Here is a 25,468-nt window from a genome sequence, read left to right as displayed (position 1 = left end):
GGTTCCGGGAACCGCGGGCCCTCGCCACGCACGGAACGCGCGCGGAACGCACACGCCGAGCGTCAGCGCACACGCCGAGCGTCAACGCACGCGCGGAACGCACACGCACACGCCGAACGTCAGCGCACCGGGTGCCCGGCCTCGCGCAGCGCGCCCTTGACGTCGCTGATCCGCAGGTCCCCGAAGTGGAACACGCTGGCGGCCAGCACCGCGTCCGCGCCCGCTTCGACGGCCGGCGCGAAGTCGGCGAGCCTGCCCGCTCCGCCGGAGGCGATCACCGGCACCGAGACGGCCTTGCGCACGGCCCGGATCATCGCCAGGTCGTAGCCGTCCTTGGTGCCGTCGGCGTCCATCGAGTTGAGCAGGATCTCGCCCGCGCCCAACTCGGCGGCGCGGCCCGCCCATTCGACGGCGTCCAGGCCGGTGCCCTGCCGCCCGCCGTGCGTGGTGACCTCGTAGCCCGACTCGGTCTCCGTCCCGGGCGGGCAGCGCCGGGCGTCCACCGAGAGCACCAGGACCTGCCGACCGAAGCGCTTGGCGATCTCGCGGATCAGCTCGGGCCGGGCGATGGCCGCGGTGTTGACGCCGACCTTGTCGGCGCCGGCCCGCAGCAGCTTGTCGACGTCCTCGACGGCACGGATGCCGCCGCCCACCGTCAGCGGGATGAAGACCTGCTCGGCGGTGCGGCGGACCACGTCGTAGGTGGTCTCCCGGTCGCCGGAGGAGGCGGTGATGTCGAGGAAGGTGAGCTCGTCGGCGCCTTCGGCGTCGTAGAGCTTGGCCATCTCGACCGGGTCGCCGGCGTCGCGCAGGTTCTGGAAGTTGACGCCCTTGACCACCCGCCCGGCGTCGACGTCCAGGCAGGGGATGACACGTACTGCGAGGGTCACGGCTGTTCGCCTTCCAGGGCTTCCAGGGTTTCCAGTGCTTCCAGGGTCTTCGCCAGCCCGGACCGGTAGGCGTCGAGCTCGATCTCGACCATCATCCGGGAGTCGATGAGCCCCTCGACCACCACCATGGTGGCCGCCGGGCGTGCGGCGTCGAAGATTTCACGGTGGGCGCGGCCCACCTCCTCGGCGTCGCGGACGTGGGTGATGTACATCCGGGTGCGGACCACGTCGTCGATGGTCAGACCGTACGCGGCCAGGGCCTTGAGCCCGACGCCGAACGCGGCGAGGGTCTGCCGGTACGGGTCGCCCTCGTGCTCGATCCGGCCGTCCACCCAGGCGGTGGAGCCGGCCACGTGCACGTGGTCGCCCGCGGCGACCGCCCGGGAGTAGCCGAACTCGTCCTCCCAGGGGGAGAATCCGCCGACCCGGCCGCGCACGACCGCGCCGTGCCCGACCGCGCCGTGTTCGACCTCGCCGCGTACGATCCGACCGTCCGTCATCCTGAAACCGCCTCCAGGGCCTCTTCGAGGGTGAACTTCTGCTCGTAGAGTGCCTTGCCCACGATGGCTCCCTCGACACCCTCACCGACGAGCGAGGCGATGGCGCGCAGGTCGTCGAGCGAGGAGACGCCGCCGGAGGCGACCACGGGCTTGGCGGTCGCGGCGCAGACGTCGCGCAGCAGCTGGAGGTTGGGGCCGGTCAGGGTGCCGTCCCGGTTGACGTCGGTGACGACGTAGCGGGCGCAGCCCTCCTGGTCGAGGCGCTCCAGCACCTCGAAGAGCTGGCCGCCGTCGCGGGTCCAGCCGCGGCCGCGCAGGGTGGTGCCGACGACGTCCAGGCCGACGGCGATCTTGTCGCCGTGCTCGGCGATGGCCTTGGCGACCCATTCGGGGGCTTCCAGGGCGGCGGTGCCGAGGTTGACCCGGGTGCAGCCGGTGGCGAGCGCGCGGGCGAGCGACTCGTCGTCGCGGATGCCGCCGGACAGCTCGACCTTGATGTCCAGCCGGCCGGTGACGTCGCGCAGCAGCTCGTAGTTGGAGCCGGTGCCGAAGGCGGCGTCCAGGTCGACCAGGTGCAGCCACTCGGCGCCGGCGTTCTGCCAGGCGAGGGCGGCGGCGAGCGGCTCGCCGAAGGAGGTCTCGGTGCCGGAGGCGCCCTTGACCAGGCGGACGGCCTGACCGTCCCGGACGTCGACGGCGGGCAGCAGTTCGAGGCTCATCAGATCCAACTCTCAGACAGTCAGAGGGTGTTGACCCAGTTGGTCAGCAGGGCGGCGCCGGCGTCGCCGGACTTCTCGGGGTGGAACTGGGTGGCCCACAGCGGGCCGTTCTCGACGGCCGCGACGAACGGCTGCCCGTGGGTGGCCCAGGTGACCAGCGGCGGGTTGATCCGCGCGCTGTGGGCCTCCAGTTCCCAGTGCCGCACCCCGTAGGAGTGCACGAAGTAGAAGCGGGTCTGCGGGTCGAGGCCGGCGAACATCCGGCTCTCCGCGGGCGCGTCCACGGTGTTCCAGCCCATGTGCGGGACGACGGGGGCGTCCAGCGGCTCCACCGTGCCCGGCCACTCGTCGCAGCCGGCCGTCTCCACGCCGTGCTCGACCCCCTTCTCGAAGAGGATCTGCATGCCGACGCAGATGCCCATGACGGGTCGGCCGCCGGCGAGCCGGCGGCCCACGATCCAGTCCCCGCGGACGGACCTGAGTCCGCGCATGCAGGCCTCGAAGGCGCCCACGCCGGGGACGAGCAGACCGTCCGCGGCCATCGCGGTGTCGTAGTCGGAGCTGACGGTGACGTCCGCTCCGGTCCGCTCCAGGGCGCGCTGCGCCGAGCGGAGGTTGCCGGAGCCGTAGTCGAGGACGACGACGTTCTTGCCCATGTTCAGGTGTCCAGTCTCTGTGCGGCGGGCGGCGGGTCCCGGGCGGCGGGTCTACAGGCGCAGGAGGCCGGAGGCCAGGCACATCACGGAGCCGAAGGCGAGCACCAGGATGACGCTCTTCGAGTGCTTCTGCTTCCAGAAGGAGATGACTCCGCCGGCCAGGAAGAGGCCGACGAAGATGAGGATCATCGCGGTATTGCTCACAGCGCACCCTTGGTCGACGGGAGGATTCCGGCCGCGCGCGGGTCGCGCTCGGCGGCGTAGCGCAGCGCCCGGGCCAGCGCCTTGAACTGGCACTCCACGATGTGGTGCGCGTTGCGCCCGTACGGCACGTGGACGTGCAGCGCGATCTGCGCCTGGGCCACGAAGGACTCCAGGATGTGCCGGGTCATCGTGGTGTCGTACGAGCCGATCATCGGCGCGATGCCCTCGGGCTCGGTGTGCACCAGGTACGGCCGGCCGGAGAGGTCCACGGTGACCTGGGCGAGCGACTCGTCCAGCGGCACCGTGCAGTTGCCGAAGCGGTAGATGCCCACCTTGTCGCCGAGCGCCTGCTTGAAGGCGGCGCCGAGCGCGAGGGCGGTGTCCTCGATGGTGTGGTGGGTGTCGATGTGCAGGTCGCCGTCGGTCTTGACGGTGAGGTCGAACAGGCCGTGCCGGCCGAGCTGGTCGAGCATGTGGTCGTAGAAGCCGACGCCCGTGGAGATGTCGGTCCTCCCGGTGCCGTCGAGGTCTATCTCGACCAGGACCGAGGTCTCCTTGGTGGTGCGCTCGACGCGTCCGATGCGGGACATGAGGTTAGAGCTCCTTGATCACAGAACGGACGGCGTCCAGGAAGGCGTCGTTCTCGGCGGGCGTGCCGGCGGTGACGCGCAGCCACCCGGGGACGCCGTTGTCGCGGACCAGGACGCCCTGGTCGAGGATGGCCTGCCACACCGCGTGGGTGTCGGCGAAGCGGCCGAACTGGACGAAGTTGGCGTCCGAGTCGGTGACCTCCAGGCCCATTCCCCGCAGCGCGTCGACCAGCCGGTCGCGCTCCTCCTTGAGCCGCCCGACGTACCCCAGCAGGGTGTCGGTGTGCTCCAGGCAGGCCAGCGCGGTGGCCTGGGTGACGGCTGACAGGTGGTACGGCAGGCGCACCAGCTGCACCGCGTCCACCACGGCCGGGTCGGCGGCCAGGTAGCCCAGGCGCAGCCCGGCCGCGCCGAAGGCCTTGGACATGGTGCGGCTGACCACCAGGTTGGGGCGGCCCTCGATCAGCGGCAGCAGCGAGGCGCGGTGCGAGAACTCGACGTACGCCTCGTCCACCACCACCAGGCTGGGCCGGGCGGCCTGCGCGGCCTCGTACAGCCGCAGCACGGTGTCGGCGTCCACGGCGGTGCCGGTCGGGTTGTTGGGTGAGCAGATGAACACCACGTTCGGCCGGTGCTCCGCGATGGCGGTGACGGCGGCGTCCACGTCGATGGTGAAGTCCTCGTTGCGCGGCCCGGAGATCCAGGCCGTGCCGGTGCCCCGGGAGATCAGCGCGTGCATCGAGTACGAGGGCTCGAAGCCGAGCGCGCTGCGGCCGGGGCCGCCGAAGGTCTGCAGCAGCTGCTGGAGCACCTCGTTGGAGCCGTTGGCCGCCCACACCTGCTCACGCCGGACGGGGAAGCCGGTGGTCTTCCCGAGGTACGCGGCGAGGCCCTCGCGCAGCTCGACCGCGTCCCGGTCGGGGTAGCGGTTCAGCCCGCGGGCGGCCTCGGCGACGCGCTCGGCGATCCGGGCGACCAGCTCCTCGGGGAGCGGGTACGGGTTCTCGTTGGTGTTCAGCTGGACGGGCACGTCCAGCTGCGGCGCGCCGTACGGGGACTGGCCGCGCAGTTCGTCCCGGATGGGCAGGTCGTCGATGCGAGTCATGGCAGTCACGCTCCCGGCACCGTCCAATCGAAGCGGGCCTTGATCGCGTCCCCGTGCCCCGGCAGGTCCTCGGCGTTCGCCAGGGTGACCACGTGCGCGGCGACGTCCGCCAGCGCCTCCCGGTCGTACTCGACGACCTGGACGCCGCGCAGGAAGGTCTGCACCGACAGCCCGGAGGAGTGGCAGGCGCAGCCGCCGGTCGGCAGCACGTGGTTGGAGCCGGCCGCGTAGTCGCCCAGCGAGACCGGGGTCCAGCGGCCGATGAAGATCGCGCCGGCGTTGACCACCCGGGCCGCCACGGCGTGGGCGTCGCGGGTCTGGATCTCCAGGTGCTCGGCCGCGTACGCGTTGACCACGGCGAGGCCCTGCTCCAGGTCGTCGACCAGGATGATGCCGGACTGCCTGCCGCCCAGCGCCTCGGCCACCCGCTCGCCGTGCTTGGTCCTCGCGACCTGCACGGCCAGCTCGGCCTCGACCGCCTCGGCCAGCGCCGGGGAGTCGGTGACCAGCACCGAGCCGGAGGTCGGGCCGTGCTCGGCCTGGCTGATCAGGTCGGCGGCGACGTCGGACGCCAGCGCGCTGTCGTCGGCGAGGACGGCGATCTCGGTCGGGCCGGCCTCGGAGTCGATGCCGATCCGGCCGGCGAAGTAGCGCTTGGCGGCGGCCACGTAGATGTTGCCCGGGCCGGTGACCATGTTCACCGGCGCGCACTCCTCGGTGCCGAGGGCGAACATCGCGACCGCCTGGGCGCCGCCGACGGCGTACACCTCCTCCACGCCGAGCAGCGCGCAGGCCGCCAGGATGGCCGGGTGGACGCGGCCGCCGAACTCCTTCTGCGGCGGCGAGGTGACGGCGATGCCCCGGACGCCCGCCGCCTGGGCCGGCACCACGTTCATCACCACGGAGGACGGGTAGACCGCCAGCCCGCCCGGCACGTACAGGCCGACCCGCTCGACCGGCACCCAGCGCTGGGTGACCGTGCCGCCCGGCACCACCTGGGTGGTGTGCCCGGTGCGGCGCTGGTCCGCGTGCACGGCGCGGGCCCGGCGGATCGACTCCTCCAGCGCGGCCCGGACCTTCGGGTCCAGCGTCTCCAGTGCCGCGGTCAGCTGCTCGGCCGGGACCCGGGTCGACTCCAGCCGGACGCCGTCGAAGCGCTCGGTGATCTCGATCAGCGCCGCGACCCCGCGATGGCGTACGTCCTCGGCGATCGGCCGCACCTTCTCCAGGGCGGCCGCGACGTCGAACTCGGCACGGGGCAGCAGGTCACGCGGGTCGTCCAGCGAGCCGCGGAGGTCGATTCGAGAGATCACGCCACCCAGTGTAAGGAGTGGCCGGAACCGCTGGTCCCGCATTTCAGTCCGTGATACGAAGGGCGAGACGACCGGGGGGACGGGGGAACCATGGCGGAGCATGCTCCGGAGGGCTGGAACGGGGTCGAGCGGAGGCTCTGGGAGGCCTACCGCGAGGGCGAGATCCTGGACCTCCGTACGGGCGAGGCGGAGGCCGACGACCCCTTCGGCGACGCCGTCTGGGGCCCCGAGCGCACCGTCCGCGCCGAGGTGCTCGCCCACCTGCTGCTGGCCGGCCCGGAGCCCGCCGCCGGGCGGGTCGCCTCGCTGCGGCTCAGCGGCGTGCTGGTCACCGGGGCGCTCAAGCTGGCCGGCGCCGACATCGACCGCTACGTCGAGGTCCACGGCTGCCGCTTCGACCAGAAGATCCTGATGTCCGAGGCCGTGGCCTCGACGCTGCGCTTCGTGGGCTGCCTCATTCCCCGGCTGGAGGCCTCCCGGCTCTCCACCACCGGCGACCTCCACCTGGCCCGCTGCCGCGTCCCCGAGGGCATCCGGCTCACCGACTCCAAGATCGGCACCGACCTGCTGCTCAACCAGACGGTGGTCGGCGGCGACCGCTTCGCCCGTGCCGTCTCCGCCGACGGGATCACCGTCAACCAGGACTTCGAGGCCGAACGCCTGGAGACCACGGGCGAGTTGAGCATACGGACGGCCCGGATAGGCGGCCGGCTCTCGCTGCGCGGCGCCCAGCTGCGCGCCGTCCCGGAGAAGAACCGCATCTGCTTCAACGCCGTCCGGGTCAGTGTCGGCCACACCCTGTACCTGACCGGCTCCGCCGACCGCGGCTGGTCCGGCTCCCGCGGCTACTACGGCTCCGGCTACGGCGAGTACCCGCCGCCGGACGGCCCGGTCACCCCGTTCCGCGCCTGGGGCCAGGTCCGCCTCTCCGACTCGCGCTTCGACAGCGCCTGCCTGATCTCCGGCGAGTTCCACCTGGCGGACACGGACGAACTCGCGCTGAGCCGCATCCAGACCCCCGAGCTGCGCTTCACCTGCAAGTTCCGCCCGACCGGCACCGTCTCGCTCTCCCGCGCCCGGATCGGCAACCTGGTCGACGCCCCGGAGGCGTGGCCGCTCGGCAAGCACCTGCGCCTCACCGGCTTCGTGTACGAGAACCTGCGTCCGGCCCGCCCCTTCACCGTCCAGCAGCGGATCGCCTGGCTGGAGGGCTCCTCGGTGGACTTCCAGCCGGAGTCCTACGAGCAGCTCGCCGCCGCCCTGCGCCGCGACGGCGCCGACGACGACGCCCGCGAGGTGCTGTACGCCAAGCAGCGCCGGCGCCGGCGCACCCTGCCGCTGCCCGCCCGGGTCTGGGGCGCGGTCCAGGACGTCACCGTCGGCTACGGCTACCGGCCCGGCCGGGCGGGACTGTGGCTGCTGCTCGCCTGGATCCTCGGCAGCGTCTGGTTCGCCACCCACCCGCTGGAGCCGCTCAAGGCCGACGAGCGCCCGCACTGGAACCCGGTGCTGTACACCCTCAACCAGCTGCTGCCGATCGTGGACCTCAACCAGGGCGGCTGGAACCCCGCGGGCCTCACCCAGTGGATCTCCGCCGGGCTGGTCGTGATCGGCTGGCTGCTCGCCTCCACGGTCGTCACCGGCGCCACCAGGATGCTCCAGCGCGGCTGAGCCGGCCGACGGCCGACCCGTCGGCGGCCGGCGGTCGGCGATCGGCCCGTCGGCGGCCGCCTCGTCGACCGGCCGACCCCGCAGACCGTGCGACAAGGCCCCCGCCCGGGGAACTACGCTGTCCGCCGTGACAGAACGGCTGCCGCTCTTCCCGCTGAACACCGTGCTCTACCCGGGCCTGGTGCTGCCCCTGAACGTCTTCGAGGAGCGCTACCGCCGTCTCGTCGCCGACCTGCTCGAACAGTCCGAGGACACCCCCCGGCGGTTCGGCGTGCTCGCGATCAGGGACGGCCGGGAGGTCGCCCCGGTCAGACCCGAGGGGGGCCCGGCCGGCCCGCTCGACGGCCTCGGCACCGCCACCGGGGACCCCTTGGAGGCGATGTTCCACATCGGCTGCGTCGCCGACATCGCCTCGGTCGAGCACCAGCCGGACGGCCGCTACGAGCTGCTGGTCACCGGCACCACCCGGTTCCGCCTGCGCTCGGCGGACGTCTCCGGCCCGTACCTGACCGGTGAGATCGAGCCGATCGAGGAGCGCCCCGGCGAGGGCTCCGGCGCGCTGGCCTCCGAGGTCGAGCGGGCGTTCCGGGTCTACCAGAAGCGCCTGGCCGGCGCCCGCGAGGCCAGCACCGTCGGCCACCAGGAGCTCCCGGACGACCCGCAGGTGCTCTCCTACCTGGTCGCCGCCGCCTCGGTGTTCGAGACCCCGGTCAAGCAGCAGCTGCTCGCCTGCCCGGACAACGCCCAGCGGCTGCGCGCCGAACTCGACCTGCTGCGCCGCGAGAGCGCCGTCCTCAGCTGGCTGCCCTCGCTGCCCGCCGCCGACCTCACCCGCCAGCGCTTCAGCCCCAACTGACCGAGGACCCCGAGGACCCGACATGGCCAAGAAGCCCAGGAAGGGCGGCCAGGGCACGCCCGCCACCGTCGCCCTGGAAGCCGCCGCCGTCCCGTTCACCGTGCACGCCTACGACCACGACCCGGCCGCCGCCTCCTACGGCGGCGAGGCCGCCGAGGTCCTCGGCATCGCCCCCGAGCGGGTCTTCAAGACCCTCGTCGCCGACGTGGACGGCACCCTCACCGTCGGCGTGGTCCCGGTCGCCGGCCAGCTCGACCTCAAGGCCCTGGCGGCGGCCGTCGGCGGCAAGCGCGCCGCCATGGCCGACCCGGCCGCCGCCGAGCGCAGCAGCGGCTACGTCCTCGGCGGCATCTCCCCGCTGGGCCAGCGCCGACCGCTGCGGACCGTCGTCGACGCCAGCGCGCTCGGCCACCCCACCGTCTACGTCTCGGCGGGCCGCCGCGGCCTCGAAGTCGAACTGGCCCCCGGCGACCTCGTCAGCCTCACCAGGGCCAGCACCGCCCCCATCGCCCGCTGAGCACCGCCGAGCACCTTCCGGGCCCTGCCGAGCGCCCCCGGAGCCCCTCCCCCGCGAAAGCGGCGGCTCGGGGGCTCGGGGGACGACGCGTACGTCAGTGCCCCGTGCCGCTCCCCGTTCCCGGCCCCGGCTGCGACCCCGGTCCCGGGTACGGCCCGGCCCACGGCCCCGTCGGCGCCCCCGCCGGAGGCACCCCCAGCGGCGACTGCGCCACCGGCGCCCAGTACGGCGGCGGGTCCTCCTCGCGCTTCCCGAACGCCGCCGAGAGCAGGAGCAGCACCACCATCGCCGTCATCGGCCAGACCAGCAACGCACCCAGCGCCCCCAGGTCGATGCCCGCGTCGAAGTGCCCGCCGTTGCCGACCCGCCGGGCCTCGCCGATCAGGTCGTTGCCCGGCCCGAGCCAGCGCCCGATCCGCCAGGCCCCGATCGACCCGAGCAGCCCGCCGACGGTCAGCCCCAGCGCGACCGCGATGCCGCCGCCGCGCCTGCGGGTGATCAGGAAGGCGCCGAGCGCGGTCAGGATCCCCGCCCCCAGGCAGATGAGCACGAACACCGCGTCGGCGCCGGCCCGCTGCTCCCCCTCGGGGTCGGCGTAGAGGATGCGGTCCCCGTCCACCACCAGCGGCACCTTCGGCGCCAGCCAGGCCCACAGCCCGGCCACCACCAGACCGGCCACCAGGCAGGCGACCACGACCCCCGCCCCGACCCGGACCTCCGGCAGCAGCCGCTGCCCCAGCGGGGTCGTCCCGTGCCCGAGGGCGGTGGCCCCGTACGGCGGCGCGAAGGGGTCGGACGCTGCGTCCGGCACCGCCTGCGCATCGCGCGCGTCGTGCACGCCGTGCGGGCCGTGCACGTCGGCGGGGGCGGGATCCGGAGGTGTGTTCGGTACGGTCACGGACCCCATCGTTTCACGACGGCCACTCGAACGACCCACCACCGTACCGACCGCCGTACCGACCGCCGCACCGGGCCCGCACCGGCCCGTGCCGCCCCGGACCGGGCAGCAACCGCGGGACGGCCCGCCGCGCAACGCCCTACCGCGAGACCGCCCGCCGGTACGCCCAGGTGGCGACGGCCAGCGACACCACGCCCACCCCCGCGCAGACCGCCAGGTCCCCGAGCACCAGCGCCCAGTCCGGATCCGGCGCGAACGTCCGCGCGAAGGCGTCCACCCCGTACGTGGACGGCAGCAGGTCCCGCAGCCACTGCACCGGCTGCGGCAGGTGGTTCACCGGCAGCACGCCCAGCAGCAGGGCCGCCGACATCCCGAGCTGCCCGAGCATCGTCGCGATCTCCTGGCGCGGCGCCAGCAGCCCGCAGGCCGCTCCCAGCCCGGACAGCGCGGCCCCGGCCAGCGGCACGACCGCCAGCAGCACCCACAGCTGCCCGAGCGGCAGCCCGAACATCACCGCCCCGAACACCGCCGTGACGAGCGTCCCGGGCAGGGTGAAGGAGGCGAACGCGGCGGCCGCCCCCAGGACCACCGAGGCGGCCGGCACCGGCAGCGTCGCGTAGTGGTCGAGCCCGCCGGTGGCCCGCAGCTTCCCGAAGTACTGGGCGAGCAGGTTCAGCGCGACGAAGGCCACCACCAGCACGCTCGAACCGGCGACCACCGACCGCGCCTCCGAGGACTGCCCGGCGTCCACCACGCCCCGCATCATCACCAGGATGCCCACGGACTGGAAGGTGGCCACGAACAGCAGCGGGATGCGCGCCACCCGTGCCCGGGCGAGCTGCGCCCGGTACACGGCCGCGAGCGCCGGCAGCAGCCTGGCCGCGGGGGCGAGCGGAGCGGGGGCGGCCGTGGACCGGTCGGTCCGCGGGGGCACCGAGAGCAGCGTCACTTGGCCAGTCCTCCGTGGCGGCCGCCCAGCTTGAGGTACGCGTCCTCAAGGCTCGGGGTGGCGAGGGTGAAGTCGTCGAGGGCGGCGAAGGCCGGGCCGGTGGTGACGGCGGCGACCAGTTCGCGGGCCTGCTCGGGGGTGGTGCGGACGGTCCAGCGGCGGCCGGTGCACTCGGCCCGCTCGCGCAGCGCGGCGACGGCGGGCACGCCGACCGGCGCCTCGTCCCGCCAGACCAGGTCGAGCCGGACGTCACCGTCCACCAGCGCCTTGAGCCCGCCGGGCGTGTCGCAGGCGATCACCCGGCCGTCGTCCACCACGGCGACCCGGTCGAGCACCGTCTCCGCCTCGATCACGTTGTGGGTGACCAGCAGCACCGTCGTCCCGTGCTCGGCGCGCCGCCGGTCCACGGCGCTCCACACGGCCCGCCGGGCGACGGGGTCCATGCCGGTGGTGGGCTCGTCCAGCACGAGCAGCGGCCGGTCCCCCACCAGGGCGGCCGCGAAGCAGGCGAGCCGCCGCTGTCCGCCGGACAGCTTGGCGAGCGGCCGGGTGGCGAGCGGCTCCAGCCCGAGCTCCGTCAGCACGTCCGCGGCCGTACCGCGGGCCTGGGCCCGGGTGAGGCCGCGCAGCCGTCCGGTGGTCTCGGCGGCGAGCGCCACCGTCAGCTCGTCCAGCGCGGTGGATTCCTGCCCGAGGTAGCCGAGCAGCCGGGCGGCCCGCTCGGGGTGCCGCACGATGTCGTGGCCGAAGAGTTCGACGGATCCCGAGTCGGGGCGCAGCAGCCCGGTGAGCTGGCGCACCAGCGTCGACTTCCCGGCTCCGTTGGGCCCGAGCAGCCCGAAGATCTCGCCCCTGCGGACGGTGAGGGTGATCCCGTCGTTGGCCCGGATCTCGGTGGCGGCCGCGCCGCGCCCGCTGCGGTAGGTCCTGACCAGGTCGCGCACGACGGCGCACGGCTGGGGTTCCTCGGGTGCTCGCCCGGCCGTCTCGTTCACGACCGACGACTCTACGCGCTCGTACGGGCGAACCGGACAACGGGGCCCTGCCGACGCCCGGGCCGCCGACCGGCCGGCTCAGTCGTCGACGACCATCGACCCGCCCGGCACCCGGGCCGCCAGTTCCTTCCAGAACCCGGCCCGGATGGCGTAGCGGTCGTGCTCGTCGATCTGGTCGTCCTTGTGTGCCAGCAGCCCGAAGCGGGCGGCGTAGCGCAGCAGCTCGCCGTCCACCCGGTGCGGGATGCGCGGGTAGTCGGGCCAGAGCGTGGTGAGTCTCTCGGTGTCGCCGACGCGGTCGCTCCAGCGGCGGGCGAAGACCTGCCCGACTTCGTGGGCGTCGCCGCCGATGGAGGTGATGTCCTCCTCGCGGTCGGCCCAGCGCTGCTCGGCGGTGGTGAGCTGGGCGAGGGTGGGCAGGCTGTCGCCGGCGGTGACGGCGGGCTCCGGGGCGGGCCGGTCCACCCAGCCGCGGTCGGAGGACCAGCGCAGCACCGGCCCGGCCTGCGCGACGGCCCCGTGCCCGTTGACCCCGTGCCCGTTCGCGGCGTGCCCGTTCGTGCCGTGGCCGGTGGCCCCGGGGCCGTTGGTTCCGTTCGCCGACGGGGTGATCGCGGTGACGGAGGAGGCCCGCCCGGCGAGGTCCTTCGGCGTCGGGACGACCTTGAGCGCGGCCGCGGCCGGCTGCGGCCGGCCTTCGGCGTCGGAGTCCGCTCCCGCCGAGGCCGCGGCGGGGGCCGCGGCGGCCGAGGCGGCGGCCACCGGACGGACCACCGGCGGCACCACGGTGGGCAGGACGGCGGGCGGTGCGGCCGGCGGGGCGGCGAGGATCTTGGCGATCTCCTGCCGGGCCCCCGGGGCCGGGAACATGCTGGAGTGCTCCCGCAGCGAGAAGGACCCCTCGATCCACTCCCGGTCCAGCACTCGCCGCTCGTCCGCCTCGCCGACCAGGTCCTCGGACTGGTTGAAGTCGCCGTCGGCGGCCTGCAGGGCCCACAGGTGGACGGCCACCCCGTGTTCCTTGGCGGTCATCATGCCGGGCAGCAGGTCCCCGTCACCGGTGATCAGCACGACGTCGGCGCAGGCCCGGTTGCGGGCGAGTTCGGAGAGTTCGGCGTGCATCGCGGCGTCCACGCCCTTCTGCACCCAGCGCCCCTCGGCCCGGGTGAGCGCGCCGAGCCGTACGGTGACCCGGGGCAGTACCCGCAGCCGCCGGTGCTCGGGCATCGGGCGCCGGTCGGGCGCGGCGTCGAACCAGTAGATCCGCAGCAGCGGCAGCCCGGTCTCGGCCTCGGCGCGCTCGCGCAGTGCGGTGATCAGGGCGGTGTGGTTCACCGTGACCTTGGACCGGGACGGATCCCCGGCGAGCAGGCTGGCGGCGGCGCCCAGCAGATATCCGGCGTCCACCAGGACGACACAGCGGTCCATCGCGCACCTCTTTTCGCTCGCCCTCGGAATCAGTCGGGTGGGTCGATTCGGGAATGGGCGGTCCTCCCGCCGTCCGGGCGTGCCGAGGTGAGGGGCCCCCGTCGTCGCCCGATCGTTGGGTCACCTTTTACCCCCGGTTCGCCCGCCGAACCTCGCCGGTTGTCCCGGCGCCGCAACAGCCGCCCCGGCGCGGAGCGAACAAAAGCGAAGGCGGGCCCCGTACAACGACGAGGCCCGCCCGAGGTCACGCGGCGGTGTTCCGACCGGTGGACGCCGGTGGTCCGGCCCGGGGGTCCGGCCCCGCGCAGGACCGGAGGCGCTCAGCCCCTGAGCTCGGCGGCGACCAGCTCGGCCAGCTGGACGGCGTTCAGCGCGGCGCCCTTGCGCAGGTTGTCGTTCGAGACGAACAGCGACAGTCCGTTGTCCACCGTCTCGTCCACCCGGATGCGGCCGACGTAGCTCGGGTCCTGGCCGGCGGCCTGGAGCGGGGTGGGGATGTCGGACAGCTCGACGCCGGGGGCGCCGCTGAGCAGCTCGACGGCGCGCTCGGGGCTGATCGGGCGCTCGAAGCGGGCGTTGATCTGCAGCGAGTGGCCGGAGAACACCGGGACGCGCACGCAGGTGCCGGCGACCTTCAGCTCCGGGATGCCGAGGATCTTGCGGCTCTCGTGGCGGAGCTTCTGCTCCTCGTCGGTCTCGTTGGAGCCGTCGTCCACGACGGAGCCGGCCAGCGGCACCACGTTGAAGGCGATCGGCCGCTGGTAGACCTTGGGCTCCGGGAACTCGACGGCGCCGCCGTCGTGGGCGAGCGCGGCGGCGCCCAGCTCGACGACCTTGGCGGCCTGGTCCTGGAGCTCGGCGACGCCGGCCACGCCGCTGCCGGAGACGGCCTGGTAGGTGGAGACGACGAGCGCGGCCAGGCCGGCCTCCTCGTGCAGCGGGCGCAGCACGGGCATGGCGGCCATGGTGGTGCAGTTCGGGTTGGCGATGATGCCCTTGGGGCGGTCCGCGACGGCCTCCGGGTTGACCTCGGAGACGACCAGCGGGACGTCGGGGTCGCGGCGCCAGGCGGAGGAGTTGTCGATCACGACGGCACCGGCCGCGGCGACCTTGGGGGCCAGGGCCTTGGAGGTGGAGCCGCCGGCCGAGAAGATCACGATGTCCAGGCCGGTGTAGTCGGCCGTGGCCGCGTCCTCGACGGTGACCTCGGTGCCTTGCCAGGGCAGCGTGCGTCCGGCCGAGCGGGCCGAGGCGAACAGCCGCAGCTGCTCCACCGGGCCCAGTCCGCCTTCACGACCAGCGCGCTCCGCCAGGATCTCGCGGACCACGCCGCCGACCTGGCCGGTGGCACCGACAATGCCGATCTTCATCTCCGACTACTCCTCTGAATGGTGCTGTTCACAGCCGCACTCTGCCCATCATGCCTTGTCACGCGGGTGGGGCGGCCTGGTGTTCCACGGTGTGAGAGGCCGCCCGGACGGACCCTACTGGTCCAGACCACTGGCGAGGGCCAGCGCGGCGTCGACCTCCGCCCGCCCGGCCGGCAGCAGCGGCAGCCGCACGTCCGGAGTCGGGATGCGGCCCTGGGCGTGCAGCACGCCCTTGGTCACCGACGGGTTCGGCGCCGTGAAGGCGGACAGCGCCAGCCCGGTCAGCCGGTGCCCGAGCGCCCGTGCCCGCGCCACGTCCCCGGCCTGCCAGGCCTCGGCCAGCTCGACGAACCGGGCGGTCGCCAGGTGGGCGGAGGCGAGGATGCCGCCGGCCGCGCCCAGCGCCAGCATCGGCGAGAGGAACGCGTCCTCGCCGGTGAGGAAGGCGAATCCGGCGGGGGCGTCGGCGAGCAGCTCGGCGGCCGCCTGGTCCAACCCTCCGGTCGCGTACTTGACGCCCACCACGCCCTCGATCGCGGCGAGTTCGCGCAGCGCGGCGGTGGAGAGCTGCTGCCCGGTGCGGTACGGGATGTGGTAGACGATCAGCGGCAGCGGGCTGCTCGCGGCCAGTGCCCGGAAGTGCGCGACCGTCCCGGCCTCGCCGGCCCGGACGAAGGACGGCGTGGTGACCAGCGCCGCCGCCCGCGGCACCCGCGCGCCGAGCGCGGCCAGCGCCTCGCCGACGGCCCGGGTGTCGCCGCCGGAGGCTCCGACGGTCAGCTGCGCCCCGCGCGCGGCGCAGGCGGCCGCGGCGACGTCCACCACCGCGTCCCGCTCCTCGGCGGTCAGCGCGGCCGGCTCGCCGGTGGTGCCGAGCGCGACCAGCCCGGCCGCCCCGGCGTCCAGGACCTCGTGCGCCAGCTTCTCCAGCGCGTCGAGGGCGACGGAGCCGTCGGCGGCGAAGGGGGTGATCAGGGGGACGTGGATGCCCTTGAGTTCCATGTCCACGATCCTGCGGCCCGTCGATCGCCCAGGTCCAGTTCATATTTCCGACGCTTCTCGTAAGCTGAACCGATGCTCGACTAGGCTGGCCCGATGCTGGACGTCCGACGCCTGCGCCTGCTGCGCGAACTCGCCCACCTCGGCACCATCGCGGCCGTCGCCGAGGCGCTCTCCTTCAGCCCTTCGGCGGTGTCCCAGCAGCTGTCCGTCCTGGAGAAGGAGGCGGGCGTCCCGCTGCTGGAGCGCACCGGGCGGCGGGTCACCCTCACCCCGGCCGGGCTGGGCCTCGTCCGGCACGCCGAGGCGGTGCTCGCCCTGCTGGAGCAGGCCGACGCCGAACTCGCCCACGCCAAGCGGGGGTTGGCGGGCCCGTTGCGGATCGGCACCTACCCGTCGGCGGCCCGGGCGATCATCCCGGCGGTGCTCGCCGAGCTGGCCGGCTGGCACCCGGGGCTGGAACCGATGGTCACCGAGGTGGACCCGGCGGCCGTCGGCGCGGCCCTGCGGGCGGGCGAGCTGGACGTGGCGCTGGTGCACGAGTACGACCTCGTCCCGGCCGACCCGGAGCCGGGCCTCGCGGTGACCCGCCCGGTCTTCACCGAGCCCATGTACCTGGCCGCCCGCACCCCGGGCACCGTCGCCGAGCAGCGCGGCGCCCCGTGGATCATGTCCCCGCCCGACACGCTCTGCCACACCATGGCCGTCCGGGCCTGCGAGGCGGCGGGCTTCGCGCCGCGCATCCGGCACCAGATCGACGACTTCACCACCGTGCTGGCCCTGGTCGCGGCCGGCCAGGGCGTCGCCCTGGTCCCCCACCTGGGCACGGCCGGCCTCCCGCCCGGGGTCGTCCTCACCCGCCTGCCGATGTACCGCCGCACCCGCGCCGCCTTCCGCGCCGGCGCCGGCTCCCACCCGGCCATCTCCGCCTTCGTCTCCGCCCTGCACACGGCCGTCCCGCCGGGCCTGGGCGGCGGCACCTGAGCCAGCGCCCCCGGGAGGGGCCCCTCCCCGGACGCGAAAGGCCCGGGGCGCCCACCGCGACGGGTGCCCCGGGCCTTTCGCCTCCGCGCTAACCCGCCAGACAGCTCGGCCCGAGCAGCTGCTTCAGGTCCCCGAACAGCGCCGGGTCCGACTTCACCCGGTGCCGGTCCAGGCGCAGCACCGTGGTCTTGTTGCGGCCCTCCAGCCGCACCCGCACCTCGGTGGTGCCGCGGTGGCTGCCCAGCACCTCGCCGAGCCGGGCCACCAGCGGCGGGGTGACCTTCCCGCTCGGGATGTTGATGACGATCGGCGCCTCGGCGTGCGCGTTCGACAGGTCGGGGACGGACAGCTCCATCCCCATCAGCCGCGGCACGTCCTCCCGCTTGTCCAGCTTGCCGCGCACGAAGACGACGGCGTCCTCGACGAGCTGCGAGGAGACCAGCTGGTAGCTGGCCGGGAAGAACATGCAGTCGATCGAGCCCGCGAGGTCCTCGACGGTCGCGATGGCCCAGGCGTTGCCCTGCTTGGTCATCTTCCGCTGGAGGCCCGAGATGATGCCGCCGATGGTGATGATCGTCCCGTCCGGCCGCTCCGCGAGGTCCGCGACCGCGCAGTCCGCCTTGTCGGCGAGCACGTGCTCGATGCCGTGCAGCGGGTGCGAGGAGACGTACAGGCCGAGCATCTCCCGCTCCTGGGTGAGCAGGAAGGACTTCTCCCACTCCTCCTCGGAGAAGACGACGTCCAGGCCGAAGCTCGGCTCGTCCGCGGTGGCGTCGCCGCCGAAGAGGTCGAACTGCCCCTCGGCCTCCTTGCGCTTCACGCCGACGACGTTGTCGATCATCGGCTCGAACTGCGCGCTCAGGCCCTTGCGGGTGTGGCCGAGCGAGTCGAAGGCACCGGCCTTGATCAGCGATTCGACGGTCCGCTTGTTGCAGACCACCGACTCCACCTTGTCCAGGAAGTCGGGGAAGGACGCGAACTTCCCCTTCGCCTTCCGGGTCCGGATCATCGAATCGACCACCGGGCCGCCGACGTTGCGGATGGCGGTCAGGCCGAAGCGGACCAGGGTGTCACCGTGCGGGGTGAAGTCCGAGTCCGACTCGTTGACGTCCGGCGGCAGCACCTGGATGCCCATCTTGCGGCACTCGTTGAGGTAGACCGCGGACTTGTCCTTGTCGTCCTTGACGGAGGTGAGCAGGCCGGACATGTACTCGGCCGGGTAGTTGGCCTTGAGGTAGGCCGTCCAGTACGAGACCAGCCCGTAGCCGGCGGTGTGGGCTTTGTTGAACGCGTAGCCGGAGAAGGGGACGAGGACGTCCCACACGGCCTGGATGGCCGCGTCGGAGTAGCCGCGCTCGCGGCAGCCCTTCTGGAAGGGGACGAACTCCGCCTCCAGGATCTCCTTCTTCTTCTTGCCCATGGCCCGGCGCAGCAGGTCCGCCTGTCCGAGCGAGTAGCCGGCCAGGATCTGCGCGGCCTTCTGCACCTGCTCCTGGTAGACGATCAGGCCGTACGTCGGCCGGAGCACCTCCTCCAGGGGCTTCTCCAGCTCCGGGTGGATCGGGGTGATCTCCTGCTGGCCGTTCTTGCGCAGCGCGTAGTTGGTGTGGGAGTTGACGCCCATCGGGCCCGGACGGTACAGCGCCAGAACGGCGGAGATGTCCTCGAAGTTGTCGGGCTTCATCAGGCGCAGCAGCGAGCGCATCGGCCCGCCGTCGAGCTGGAAGACGCCGAGCGTGTCGCCGCGGGCGAGGAGTTCGTAGGTCGGCTTGTCGTCGAGCGGCAGCTTGAGCAGCTCGATCTTCTCGCCCTTGTTCTTCTCGATCGCCTTGACGGCGTCGTCCATGATCGTCAGGTTGCGCAGGCCGAGGAAGTCCATCTTGAGAAGGCCGAGGCCCTCACAGGTCGGATAGTCGAACTGCGTGATGGTGACGCCGTCGGTGTGCCGGGTCCAGACCGGGATGTGGTCGGTCAGCGGCTCGGCGGACATGATGACGCCGGCGGCGTGCACGCCGGGCTGGCGGATCAGGCCCTCGATGCCGCGCGCGGTGTCGATGACCTTCCGGACGTCCGGGTCGGTCTCGTACAGCCCGCGGATCTCGCCGGCCTCGCTGTAGCGCGGGTGCGAGGAGTCGGTGATGCCGGAGAGCGGGATGCCCTTGCCCATGACGTCCGGCGGCATCGCCTTGGTGATCCGGTCACCCATCGCGTACGGATAGCCGAGGACGCGCGAGGAGTCCTTGATGGCGGCCTTCGCCTTGATGGTGCCGTAGGTGACGATCATGGCGACCTTGTCGGATCCCCACTTCTCCGTCACGTAGCGGATCACGTCACCGCGCCGGCGCTCGTCGAAGTCGATGTCGACATCGGGCATGGAGATGCGCTCGGGGTTGAGGAAGCGCTCGAAGATCAGGCCGTGCGGGATGGGGTCGAGGTCGGTGATGCCCATCGCGTACGCGACCAGCGAGCCGGCCGCCGAACCACGGCCCGGACCCACCGCGATGCCCTGGCTCTTGGCCCACATGATGAAGTCGGCGACCACGAGGAAGTACGCCGGGAACCCCATCTGGATGATGGTGTCCATCTCGTACTCGGCGAGCTTCTTGTGCTCCTCGTCGTACCCGCCCGGGAAGCGCCAGTCCATCCCCTCCCAGACCTTGGACTTGAAGAAGTCCGCCTCGGACTCGAAGCCCTCCGGGATGGGGAAGCGGGGCATCAGGTTCTTGAACTTGAACATGCCCTCGGTGTCGACCCGGGAGGCGACGAGGAGCTGGCTGTTGCGGCAGCCCTCCTGCCAGGCGTCCGAGGAGTCGAGGGCGTACATCTCGGCGGCGGACTTGATGTAGTAGCCGGTGCCGTCGAAGCGGAAGCGGTCCGGGTCGGAGAGGTTCTTGCCGGTCTGGACGCAGAGGAGGAGGTCGTGCGCGCCGGCGTCGGCCTCGGTGGTGTAGTGCGAGTCGTTGGTGACGACCGGGGGGATGTTGAGCTTCCTGCTGATCTCCAGCAGCCCGTCGCGGACCCGCTTCTCGATGTCGAGGCCGTGGTCCATCAGCTCCAGGAAGTAGTTCTCCTTGCCGAAGATGTCCTGGTAGTCGGCGGCGGACTTCAGGGCCTCGTCGACCTGGCCGAGGCGCAACCGGGTCTGCACCTCGCCGGAGGGGCAGCCGGTGGTGGCCATCAGGCCGCCGGACAGCTCCGCGATCAGCTCCTTGTCCATCCGGGGCCACTTCACCAGCCAGCCCTCGGCGTAGGAGCGCGAGGTCAGCTTGAAGAGGTTGTGCAGGCCCTCCTTGTTGCGGGCCCAGATGGTCTTGTGGGTGTACGCGCCGGACGCGGAGACGTCGTCCCGCTTCTGGTGCGGCTGGCCCCACAGGATGCGCTTGGTGTTGGAGCGGGACTCCGGGGCGACGTACGCCTCGATGCCGATGACGGGGGTGATGCCCGCGTCGGTCGCCTGCCGGTGGAACTCGGCGGCGCCGTACATGTTGCCGTGGTCGGTCATCGCCACGTGGGTCTGCCCGAGGCGCTCGACCTCCTTGAACATCTGCTTCAGCCGGGCGGCACCGTCCAGCATCGAGTACTCGGTGTGGACGTGCAGATGCGCGAACGGCTGATCGCTCAAGGCGGGGCCTCCGGAGGCTCTGGTGCTGGTCTGGTGGGCCGGCGAACGTGCAGGTCACAGGGGATACCCCTGGAAATGGATGTGGCCCGGAGCACCTCTCGGGGCCCGGACCACCACTCACACGTTCACGCGTCCACTCTAGCCCCCCGCCAACGGCTTGCCGCTCTTCCGGGAGGGCCTACCGGGCCAGCCCGGCGAGTCGCGCCCCGGCGGCCTCGCGGACCTCCGATTCCTCCATCAGATCGTCGCGAAGGCAGGCGAGGCGCTCCCGTACGCCGGGCCGGTCGGGGGCCCGGTCGACGGCGAGGAGCCGGGCTCGCGCCTCGCAGTCCCACAGCGACTCGGTGTACGCCTCGGCCATGCCGGCGGCCCCCATCGCCGCCAGCGCCTCCAAGTAGTCGGCACGCTCGTACGAGTGCGGGGTGCAGAGCCAGAAGCGGCGCAGCAGGGAGACGGCGCCGGCGGCCTTCGGGCCGAAGCGGGCCAGCCCCCGTGCGAGATCGTCCGGGCCGCACCAGGACCGGTCCACCCACCGCCGCTCCAGCTCGGCCACGAGGGCCGGAATGTCGCTCTCGTCACCGTGGGCGGCCAGCACCTCGTGGCCGAGCCCGGAAAGCCACGCCTGCGCCGAGGCCGCCCACTCCCGGGCCGCCGGCACGGCCTGCTCGGCCAGCCGCTCGACGGCCTTGCCCAGCAGCGGCAGCGGTCGGGTGCCGTCGGAGGCGCCGAGGCCGGGCACCAGCGGGATCAGCGCGGGCTCGGGCGGGCGGGGCGAGAGGGCCACGAGAGCGGAGGTCCTGGCTCCCTCGGGCGCCGCCGGATCGCGCAGCAGGGCCAGCAGGCTCGCACTGTCCCGCTCCGGGTACGGATCCGGCCGCCGCACCGGGCGGCACACGGGCGACTCGTCCTCCTCCGGAACGAAGTCCGGCAGCGCCGCCCGGGCGTCCGCCGAGCCGGCGAGCACCAGCAGTTCCAGCACGCCGGTGGCCCGGTCGCGGATGTCCTCGTCCTGGGCCGTCGCCATCTCGACCACGGGCCCGAGCGGGAGTTCCAGGTCCCGGATCAAGCGGGCGAGGTACAGGTGTCGGTCGTCCACCTGCGAGTCCCAGCGCCAGTCCCAGCGGATGCAGCCGTGGACGAGTTCGGCGACCGACATCCGGTCCTCGGCGGCTATCCGCGCGCCCTGGCCCCGGCCACGCTGGAGGAGACCGAGGAGGGTGGTCGGCGGCGCGTAGTGGTCGCTGTGCATGGGGTCCATCGTGCCGCAGCCCCCGGCGCGGGGCGGCGGGGGCTGGCGGGGCAGGCGTCCTCGTCGGGCGGCGGGGCCGCGCGGAGGGCGGTGACAACGCCCAGGGCGACCGTGGAGATCGCGAGGGCGAGGAGGACCGCGAAGGCCGTCCCGATCAGGTATCGCACGAGGTCCTGCGCTCGGCATCGAGGAGCAGGGTGAGGAGGTTGAGGAGGGTCGAGGCCGGCGCCGTGTTGAAGCGGACGAGGATGCGGCCGTCCATGGTCCGGTCGGTGCCGATCGAGGGGAAGATCAGGCCGAACTCGCGCCCCCGCTCCACGACTTCGTCCAGGAGGGCGCGGACGTGGTCCTCGGTGTAGTGGCGGATCCGGGGGTCGGTCGGCAGCATCGGGTGACGGCCGGGGCGGTAGACCATCAGGCGACGTCCTTCCGCAGCTCGAACCAGACGGACTTGGCCCGCTCCTGGGGGTCGACGCCCCAGCAGTGGGTGAGGGCGGCCACGAGCTGGAGGCCCCGGCCGGACTCGGCGAGCAGGGAGAGCGGTGGGGTGGTGGGGAGGACCGGGCTCTCGTCCGTGACGGAGACGCGGAGGGAGTCGCCGACGGCGATGAGGGCCATACCATCCTCCACGCCACCCTCACCGCCTTCGCCGCCCTCCTCCACGCCACCAAAGCCGGCGAATTCGACCACCATGGCTGATAGTTCGTATCCCCTACGCCCCCTCGCCCGCCCCGGGCGAGGGGGCGTAGCTCGTTCAGGTGACGGCACGCCGAGGCCCCTCCCCTGGCTTCCTCCGAGCACGTACAACTGTCCTGCACCTCGCCCGCATCGCGAAGGAATGACAGCCATGGCCCAGCTGGAGTCCGGCCTCTACACCATCCGGAGCGGCGACGCCAGGATCGGCCGAGCCCGTCACGAAGCCCTGGACCTCTCCCCCAAAGCCGTCTTCGCCAACACCGACGACCAGGACGCCGTCTGGATCGTCGAGGCCTACCCCGACAACCACTACCAGCTCTACGCCAAGGGCGCCCCGACCGCCGTGGAGGACCTCCAACCCGCCGGCCCGCTGGTCTCCCTCCTCCTCGACCAGGGCGACGCCCCCGAGTGGGAGTTGGTCCCCGTCGACGGCGTCCCGGACACCTACCGGATCAAGTCCCCCCAGGGCTCCTCATGGACCGTCCTCGAACCCGGCCGGCAGAGCAGGATCGAGGTCATCCCCGTCCTCGAAGGCTCCACCGCCTTCACCTTCGCCCGCATCGGCCGCTGACCCCCGCCCTCCGCCCCCGCGCCCTCCCCGGGCGCGGGGGCGTCACATCGCCCCGGGCCGTCAGCGCGCCCGGGTGAGCCATCGGTACGCGAGATGGACAGCGAGGCCCAGCAGGACCATGACCACCGACGCGACCAGTGCGACCACATCAAGGGCATTCCGGCCCAGTGAGTTCCAGAAGCCGATGCTCGAAGCGAGGGCGGCGGTGTCGGTGTGCCGGGGGTCGTACACCACCGTCACGGTGTCACGGGCCTTGACGCTGCCGGTGACGTAGGCCAGTCGGGTCTCGACGGACGCCCCCTCGGACGTCGTGAACCGCACCCGGCACTCGGAGTTGCCCGCCGGGTTGTCCTGCGGACCGCTCACCTCCACGCACTCGGTGACGACCGCCGGGACGTGGACGCCGCGACCGCGCAGAGCCGATGTCACACCCATGTCGTGCGGTATCAGGTAGACCAGGCTGAGGACGAACAGCAGGACCCCCAGGCCGATCATCGCGAGCGAACCGTTCCGCACGGTCCGGCCGTGGTCCGGCTCGTTCTCCATCGGTCCCCCCGGTGTCAGCCCAGCTGCCCACGTGTGCTCACGCTAGCCGTACCCACCGACACCGGCCGTACCGTCGTGGGCCCCGATCGTGAGGCGGTCGGACGGTGGCCGGTGTGATCACAGCGCCGCGTCCAGGGGCCGGACCCGGCGGCGCACCAGCTCCTTGATCTCCTCCGGGAACGCCTCCACCGCCAACAGGCTTGGCAGCAGCTCCGGTTCGGTCGTCACCGCGCGGAACGACCGGGCCACCGTGACGTCGTGGTCCGGACGGTGCACCACCTCCACCGCGTCCCCGGCGCGCAGCTCGCCCGGTGCGACCACCCGCAGGTAGGCGCCCGGCAGGGCAGCCTCGGTGAAGCGCCGGATCCAGCCCTCCCTCGCCAGCCAGCCCTGGAAGGTGCCGCAGGGGATGCGCGCGCAGGACACCTCCAGGACGACGTCCGGGCCGATCCGCCAGCGCTCCCCGATCAGCGCGCCGTTCACGTCCAGGCCGGTGGTGGTCAGGTTCTCGCCGAAGGAGCCGTTGGCCAGTTCCCGGCCCAGCTCCGTCTGCCAGCCGTCCAGGTCCTCCCGGGCGTAGGCGTACACCGCCTGGTCGTCGCCGCCGTGGTGCTTCAGGTCGTACACCCGGTCCCCGGCCAGGGCGACCGCGCCCGTGCCCCGGGGGCCCGGTGCGGCCACCGCGACCGGGCCGTCCATCGGGCGCTTGTCGATGCCGGTGAGCCCGAGGTCCTTCTTCCACGGGTTCGGCCGGGGCCTGCCGACGTTGACCGAGAGCAGTCGCTCCTGTGCGTCCATACGTCGACCGTACGCCGAACGGGTGTCCCGAGGGGCCGTTCCGGCCTCCCCTTCTCCTCCAGCGCGGAAAGTCGGCCCCGCCGACTTCCTGCGCGCGCATGCCCCTCACCCCACCACCGTGCCCACCCCGCGGCCCCCTCGCGCCCACCCGCGCGAGGGGGCCGCGACGGCCTCTCCCGCCCCGGCGCTCAGGGGCTGGTGGTGCCACGCAGAAGCGTCAGTGGTCGAACCATCAGCCGGTGCCGCTCCGCACGGCACCGCTCCGCACGGTGGTGACCCGACCGTCGCTCGAACGGGCGCACCGGTACGGCCATCGGGGATCTCTCCGCCCCGGCCCCCGCCCGGGCCGGCGGCCACGGCGGTGTGTCGAGTGGCGGACCACCGTGCGCGAGGAGATGGTGACCGGCAGAGACCCCTCACCAGAAAGGGCGAGCATGCCCGAGGTCACCACCCCGTACGCGACCGGCACCCCGTGCTGGGTCGATCTGATGGCCAAGGACCAGCAGGCCGCACTGGACTTCTACCGCGACCTCCTCGGCTGGCAGGGCCAGGTCGGCGCCAAGGAGTTCGGCGGCTACGCCGTCTGCGAGCTCAACGGCAAGGCCGTGGCCGGCATCGGCTCGACGGCGGCCCCCGAAGGGATGCCGGAGCCGCCGACCGTCTGGACCGGCTACCTGGCCTCCACCGACGCCCAGGCCACCCAGGACGCGATCGTCGCCGCCGGCGGCACCCTGCTCGTCCCGGTCGTGGACGTCGGTTCCCTGGGCCGGATGCTGATCGCCGCCGACCCGCAGGGCGCGGTGTTCGGCGTCTGGCAGCCGGGCGACTTCTTCGGCGTCCAGGTCGTCAACGAGGCCGGCGCGCTGACCTGGAACGAGCTCCACACCAGTGACATCCCGGCCGCCACCGCCTTCTACGGCGAGGCCTTCGGCATCGAGATCGAGCCGATGGACGGCGCGGACTCGTACTGGGAGCTGCGGGTCGGCGGCCGCGCGGTGGGCGGCGCCACCCTGCTCGCCAACGACCCGCCCGGCACCCCGGCGCACTGGCTGAGCTACTTCTCGGTCGACGACGTCGACTCCACCGTGGATGCCCTGGTCAGGGCGGGCGGCACCATCCTCGCCCCGCCCTTCGACATGGTGGCCGGCCGGATGACCGTGGTCGCCGACCCGCAGGGCGCCCCCTTCGCCATGATCAAGCCCCAGCCGCTGTAGGCCGGCTTCCTCCGCACCCGGTGGATCAACACCGCCCGGGCCCTGCCGATCGGCGGGCGGGGGGGGGGTGGGGGGGGCCCCGGCGCCCCCCGCCCCCCCCCGGCCCCGCGCCCCCGGCCGGGGCGCGG

The 25,468-nt window shown here is 73.1% G+C and carries 26 protein-coding genes; 6 read left to right on the top strand and 20 right to left on the bottom strand.

Going from position 1 to position 25,468, the window contains the following annotated elements:
- Positions 1–119: 119 nt before the first annotated feature.
- Genes hisF through hisD form a run of 8 tightly spaced genes read right to left on the bottom strand, consistent with a single transcriptional unit; the run spans position 120 to position 5,977 of the window.
- The gene (gene hisF / locus ACFWJ4_RS28650) at positions 120–890 is read right to left on the bottom strand and encodes an imidazole glycerol phosphate synthase subunit HisF (protein WP_380548728.1); all 771 of its coding nucleotides are present in this window, start codon (positions 888–890) and stop codon (positions 120–122) included.
- A complete protein-coding gene (locus ACFWJ4_RS28645) occupies positions 887–1,390 on the bottom strand; it encodes a RidA family protein (protein WP_380548725.1) in 504 nt (167 codons plus the stop codon). The genes hisF and ACFWJ4_RS28645 overlap by 4 nt, the downstream gene beginning before the upstream one ends.
- Positions 1,387–2,109, bottom strand: coding sequence for a bifunctional 1-(5-phosphoribosyl)-5-((5-phosphoribosylamino)methylideneamino)imidazole-4-carboxamide isomerase/phosphoribosylanthranilate isomerase PriA (gene priA / locus ACFWJ4_RS28640; protein WP_380548722.1), 723 nt, complete (start codon positions 2,107–2,109; stop codon positions 1,387–1,389). The genes ACFWJ4_RS28645 and priA overlap by 4 nt, the downstream gene beginning before the upstream one ends.
- Positions 2,110–2,129: 20 nt before the next feature.
- Positions 2,130–2,765 (bottom strand): imidazole glycerol phosphate synthase subunit HisH, encoded by a 636-nt coding sequence (hisH, locus tag ACFWJ4_RS28635; RefSeq protein ID WP_380548719.1) that lies wholly within the window; start codon positions 2,763–2,765, stop codon positions 2,130–2,132.
- Between the two features lie 51 nt (positions 2,766–2,816).
- The gene (locus tag ACFWJ4_RS28630; RefSeq protein WP_359908297.1) at positions 2,817–2,969 is read right to left on the bottom strand and encodes a hypothetical protein; all 153 of its coding nucleotides are present in this window, start codon (positions 2,967–2,969) and stop codon (positions 2,817–2,819) included.
- Positions 2,966–3,559, bottom strand: coding sequence for an imidazoleglycerol-phosphate dehydratase HisB (gene hisB / locus ACFWJ4_RS28625; RefSeq protein WP_049650368.1), 594 nt, complete (start codon positions 3,557–3,559; stop codon positions 2,966–2,968). The genes ACFWJ4_RS28630 and hisB overlap by 4 nt, the downstream gene beginning before the upstream one ends.
- Before the next feature lie 4 nt (positions 3,560–3,563).
- Positions 3,564–4,664, bottom strand: coding sequence for a histidinol-phosphate transaminase (locus ACFWJ4_RS28620; protein WP_380548716.1), 1,101 nt, complete (start codon positions 4,662–4,664; stop codon positions 3,564–3,566).
- 5 nt (positions 4,665–4,669) lie between these two features.
- Positions 4,670–5,977 carry a histidinol dehydrogenase gene (gene hisD / locus ACFWJ4_RS28615; protein WP_380548713.1) on the bottom strand — a complete coding sequence of 436 codons (1,308 nt, stop codon included), beginning with the start codon at positions 5,975–5,977 and terminating at the stop codon, positions 4,670–4,672.
- 90 nt (positions 5,978–6,067) lie between these two features.
- Between hisD and ACFWJ4_RS28610 the strand changes: the two genes are divergently transcribed.
- The 3 genes from ACFWJ4_RS28610 to ybaK all read left to right on the top strand — a co-directional run bounded on the left by ACFWJ4_RS28610 (position 6,068) and on the right by ybaK (position 9,021).
- On the top strand, positions 6,068–7,648 hold the full coding sequence (locus tag ACFWJ4_RS28610) for an oxidoreductase (RefSeq protein ID WP_380548710.1): 1,581 nt from the start codon (positions 6,068–6,070) through the stop codon (positions 7,646–7,648).
- Between the two features lie 127 nt (positions 7,649–7,775).
- A complete protein-coding gene (locus ACFWJ4_RS28605) occupies positions 7,776–8,504 on the top strand; it encodes an LON peptidase substrate-binding domain-containing protein (protein WP_380548708.1) in 729 nt (242 codons plus the stop codon).
- Positions 8,505–8,526: 22 nt separating this feature from the next.
- A complete protein-coding gene (gene ybaK / locus ACFWJ4_RS28600) occupies positions 8,527–9,021 on the top strand; it encodes a Cys-tRNA(Pro) deacylase (RefSeq protein WP_380548705.1) in 495 nt (164 codons plus the stop codon).
- A 94-nt stretch (positions 9,022–9,115) separates the two neighbouring features.
- Here ybaK and ACFWJ4_RS28595 read toward each other — a convergent pair whose 3' ends face one another.
- The 6 genes from ACFWJ4_RS28595 to ACFWJ4_RS28570 form a co-directional block, all read right to left on the bottom strand.
- Entirely contained in the window at positions 9,116–9,919 is an 804-nt protein-coding gene (locus ACFWJ4_RS28595) for a hypothetical protein (RefSeq protein WP_380548702.1), read from the bottom strand.
- Between the two features lie 139 nt (positions 9,920–10,058).
- Positions 10,059–10,868: an ABC transporter permease gene (locus ACFWJ4_RS28590; protein WP_380548699.1), complete on the bottom strand. Its 810-nt coding sequence runs from the start codon at positions 10,866–10,868 to the stop codon at positions 10,059–10,061.
- Positions 10,865–11,863 carry an ABC transporter ATP-binding protein gene (locus ACFWJ4_RS28585; protein ID WP_380548696.1) on the bottom strand — a complete coding sequence of 333 codons (999 nt, stop codon included), beginning with the start codon at positions 11,861–11,863 and terminating at the stop codon, positions 10,865–10,867. Before ACFWJ4_RS28585 ends, ACFWJ4_RS28590 begins: the two co-directional genes overlap by 4 nt.
- A gap of 78 nt (positions 11,864–11,941) precedes the next feature.
- Positions 11,942–13,291 carry an NYN domain-containing protein gene (locus ACFWJ4_RS28580; RefSeq protein ID WP_380548693.1) on the bottom strand — a complete coding sequence of 450 codons (1,350 nt, stop codon included), beginning with the start codon at positions 13,289–13,291 and terminating at the stop codon, positions 11,942–11,944.
- Positions 13,292–13,611: 320 nt separating this feature from the next.
- Entirely contained in the window at positions 13,612–14,661 is a 1,050-nt protein-coding gene (locus ACFWJ4_RS28575) for an aspartate-semialdehyde dehydrogenase (protein WP_380548691.1), read from the bottom strand.
- Between the two features lie 114 nt (positions 14,662–14,775).
- Positions 14,776–15,663, bottom strand: a complete 888-nt coding sequence (locus ACFWJ4_RS28570; RefSeq protein ID WP_359908327.1) for a dihydrodipicolinate synthase family protein — start codon at positions 15,661–15,663, stop codon at positions 14,776–14,778.
- A gap of 93 nt (positions 15,664–15,756) precedes the next feature.
- Between ACFWJ4_RS28570 and ACFWJ4_RS28565 the strand changes: the two genes are divergently transcribed.
- A complete protein-coding gene (locus ACFWJ4_RS28565; RefSeq protein ID WP_380548688.1) occupies positions 15,757–16,644 on the top strand; it encodes a LysR family transcriptional regulator in 888 nt (295 codons plus the stop codon).
- Between the two features lie 88 nt (positions 16,645–16,732).
- Here the strand turns inward: ACFWJ4_RS28565 and dnaE are convergent, their stop codons facing one another.
- The 4 genes from dnaE to ACFWJ4_RS28545 form a co-directional block, all read right to left on the bottom strand.
- On the bottom strand, positions 16,733–20,266 hold the full coding sequence (gene dnaE / locus ACFWJ4_RS28560; protein ID WP_359908333.1) for a DNA polymerase III subunit alpha: 3,534 nt from the start codon (positions 20,264–20,266) through the stop codon (positions 16,733–16,735).
- 178 nt (positions 20,267–20,444) lie between these two features.
- The gene (locus ACFWJ4_RS28555) at positions 20,445–21,515 is read right to left on the bottom strand and encodes a hypothetical protein (protein ID WP_380548685.1); all 1,071 of its coding nucleotides are present in this window, start codon (positions 21,513–21,515) and stop codon (positions 20,445–20,447) included.
- A gap of 154 nt (positions 21,516–21,669) precedes the next feature.
- Positions 21,670–21,930 carry a hypothetical protein gene (locus tag ACFWJ4_RS28550; protein WP_380548682.1) on the bottom strand — a complete coding sequence of 87 codons (261 nt, stop codon included), beginning with the start codon at positions 21,928–21,930 and terminating at the stop codon, positions 21,670–21,672.
- Positions 21,930–22,133 (bottom strand): ATP-binding protein, encoded by a 204-nt coding sequence (locus tag ACFWJ4_RS28545; protein ID WP_380548680.1) that lies wholly within the window; start codon positions 22,131–22,133, stop codon positions 21,930–21,932. The genes ACFWJ4_RS28550 and ACFWJ4_RS28545 overlap by 1 nt, the downstream gene beginning before the upstream one ends.
- A gap of 229 nt (positions 22,134–22,362) precedes the next feature.
- Between ACFWJ4_RS28545 and ACFWJ4_RS28540 the strand changes: the two genes are divergently transcribed.
- Positions 22,363–22,782 (top strand): I66 family serine proteinase inhibitor, encoded by a 420-nt coding sequence (locus tag ACFWJ4_RS28540; protein WP_380548677.1) that lies wholly within the window; start codon positions 22,363–22,365, stop codon positions 22,780–22,782.
- Positions 22,783–22,842: 60 nt separating this feature from the next.
- Here ACFWJ4_RS28540 and ACFWJ4_RS28535 read toward each other — a convergent pair whose 3' ends face one another.
- Together ACFWJ4_RS28535 and ACFWJ4_RS28530 are read right to left on the bottom strand one after the other, a co-directional pair.
- Complete coding sequence (locus ACFWJ4_RS28535) at positions 22,843–23,328, bottom strand: DUF3592 domain-containing protein (protein ID WP_380548674.1); 486 nt, start codon at positions 23,326–23,328, stop codon at positions 22,843–22,845.
- Between the two features lie 117 nt (positions 23,329–23,445).
- Complete coding sequence (locus ACFWJ4_RS28530; protein ID WP_380548672.1) at positions 23,446–24,126, bottom strand: MOSC domain-containing protein; 681 nt, start codon at positions 24,124–24,126, stop codon at positions 23,446–23,448.
- 434 nt (positions 24,127–24,560) lie between these two features.
- Here ACFWJ4_RS28530 and ACFWJ4_RS28525 point away from each other — a divergent pair, with 434 nt between their 5' ends.
- Positions 24,561–25,340: a VOC family protein gene (locus ACFWJ4_RS28525; protein ID WP_380548669.1), complete on the top strand. Its 780-nt coding sequence runs from the start codon at positions 24,561–24,563 to the stop codon at positions 25,338–25,340.
- The last annotated feature ends 128 nt before the right edge of the window (positions 25,341–25,468 follow it).

Origin of the sequence: Kitasatospora sp. NPDC127067 (genome assembly GCF_042724755.1) — a bacterium.
Taxonomy (GTDB): domain Bacteria; phylum Actinomycetota; class Actinomycetes; order Streptomycetales; family Streptomycetaceae; genus Kitasatospora; species Kitasatospora lactacystinica.
Note: the sequence above shows the minus strand (reverse complement) of the source record. Positions and strands in the feature narration are given on the sequence as shown.

Bases quoted from the DNA above. Each gene is read 5' to 3' on its own strand.
- ybaK (WP_380548705.1), top strand. From the start codon at position 8,527: ATGGCCAAGAAGCCCAGGAAGGGCGGCCAGGGCACGCCCGCCACCGTC.
- ACFWJ4_RS28535 (WP_380548674.1), bottom strand. From the start codon at position 23,328: ATGGAGAACGAGCCGGACCACGGCCGGACCGTGCGGAACGGTTCGCTC.
- ACFWJ4_RS28565 (WP_380548688.1), top strand. From the start codon at position 15,757: ATGCTGGACGTCCGACGCCTGCGCCTGCTGCGCGAACTCGCCCACCTC.
- ACFWJ4_RS28580 (WP_380548693.1), bottom strand. From the start codon at position 13,291: ATGGACCGCTGTGTCGTCCTGGTGGACGCCGGATATCTGCTGGGCGCC.
- ACFWJ4_RS28575 (WP_380548691.1), bottom strand. From the start codon at position 14,661: ATGAAGATCGGCATTGTCGGTGCCACCGGCCAGGTCGGCGGCGTGGTC.
- priA (WP_380548722.1), bottom strand. From the start codon at position 2,109: ATGAGCCTCGAACTGCTGCCCGCCGTCGACGTCCGGGACGGTCAGGCC.
- ACFWJ4_RS28540 (WP_380548677.1), top strand. From the start codon at position 22,363: ATGGCCCAGCTGGAGTCCGGCCTCTACACCATCCGGAGCGGCGACGCC.
- ACFWJ4_RS28620 (WP_380548716.1), bottom strand. From the start codon at position 4,664: ATGACTCGCATCGACGACCTGCCCATCCGGGACGAACTGCGCGGCCAG.
- hisH (WP_380548719.1), bottom strand. From the start codon at position 2,765: ATGGGCAAGAACGTCGTCGTCCTCGACTACGGCTCCGGCAACCTCCGC.
- ACFWJ4_RS28610 (WP_380548710.1), top strand. From the start codon at position 6,068: ATGGCGGAGCATGCTCCGGAGGGCTGGAACGGGGTCGAGCGGAGGCTC.
- hisB (WP_049650368.1), bottom strand. From the start codon at position 3,559: ATGTCCCGCATCGGACGCGTCGAGCGCACCACCAAGGAGACCTCGGTC.
- ACFWJ4_RS28530 (WP_380548672.1), bottom strand. From the start codon at position 24,126: ATGGACGCACAGGAGCGACTGCTCTCGGTCAACGTCGGCAGGCCCCGG.
- ACFWJ4_RS28525 (WP_380548669.1), top strand. From the start codon at position 24,561: ATGCCCGAGGTCACCACCCCGTACGCGACCGGCACCCCGTGCTGGGTC.
- ACFWJ4_RS28550 (WP_380548682.1), bottom strand. From the start codon at position 21,930: ATGGTCTACCGCCCCGGCCGTCACCCGATGCTGCCGACCGACCCCCGG.
- ACFWJ4_RS28545 (WP_380548680.1), bottom strand. From the start codon at position 22,133: ATGGCCCTCATCGCCGTCGGCGACTCCCTCCGCGTCTCCGTCACGGAC.
- ACFWJ4_RS28570 (WP_359908327.1), bottom strand. From the start codon at position 15,663: ATGGAACTCAAGGGCATCCACGTCCCCCTGATCACCCCCTTCGCCGCC.
- ACFWJ4_RS28645 (WP_380548725.1), bottom strand. From the start codon at position 1,390: ATGACGGACGGTCGGATCGTACGCGGCGAGGTCGAACACGGCGCGGTC.
- ACFWJ4_RS28555 (WP_380548685.1), bottom strand. From the start codon at position 21,515: ATGCACAGCGACCACTACGCGCCGCCGACCACCCTCCTCGGTCTCCTC.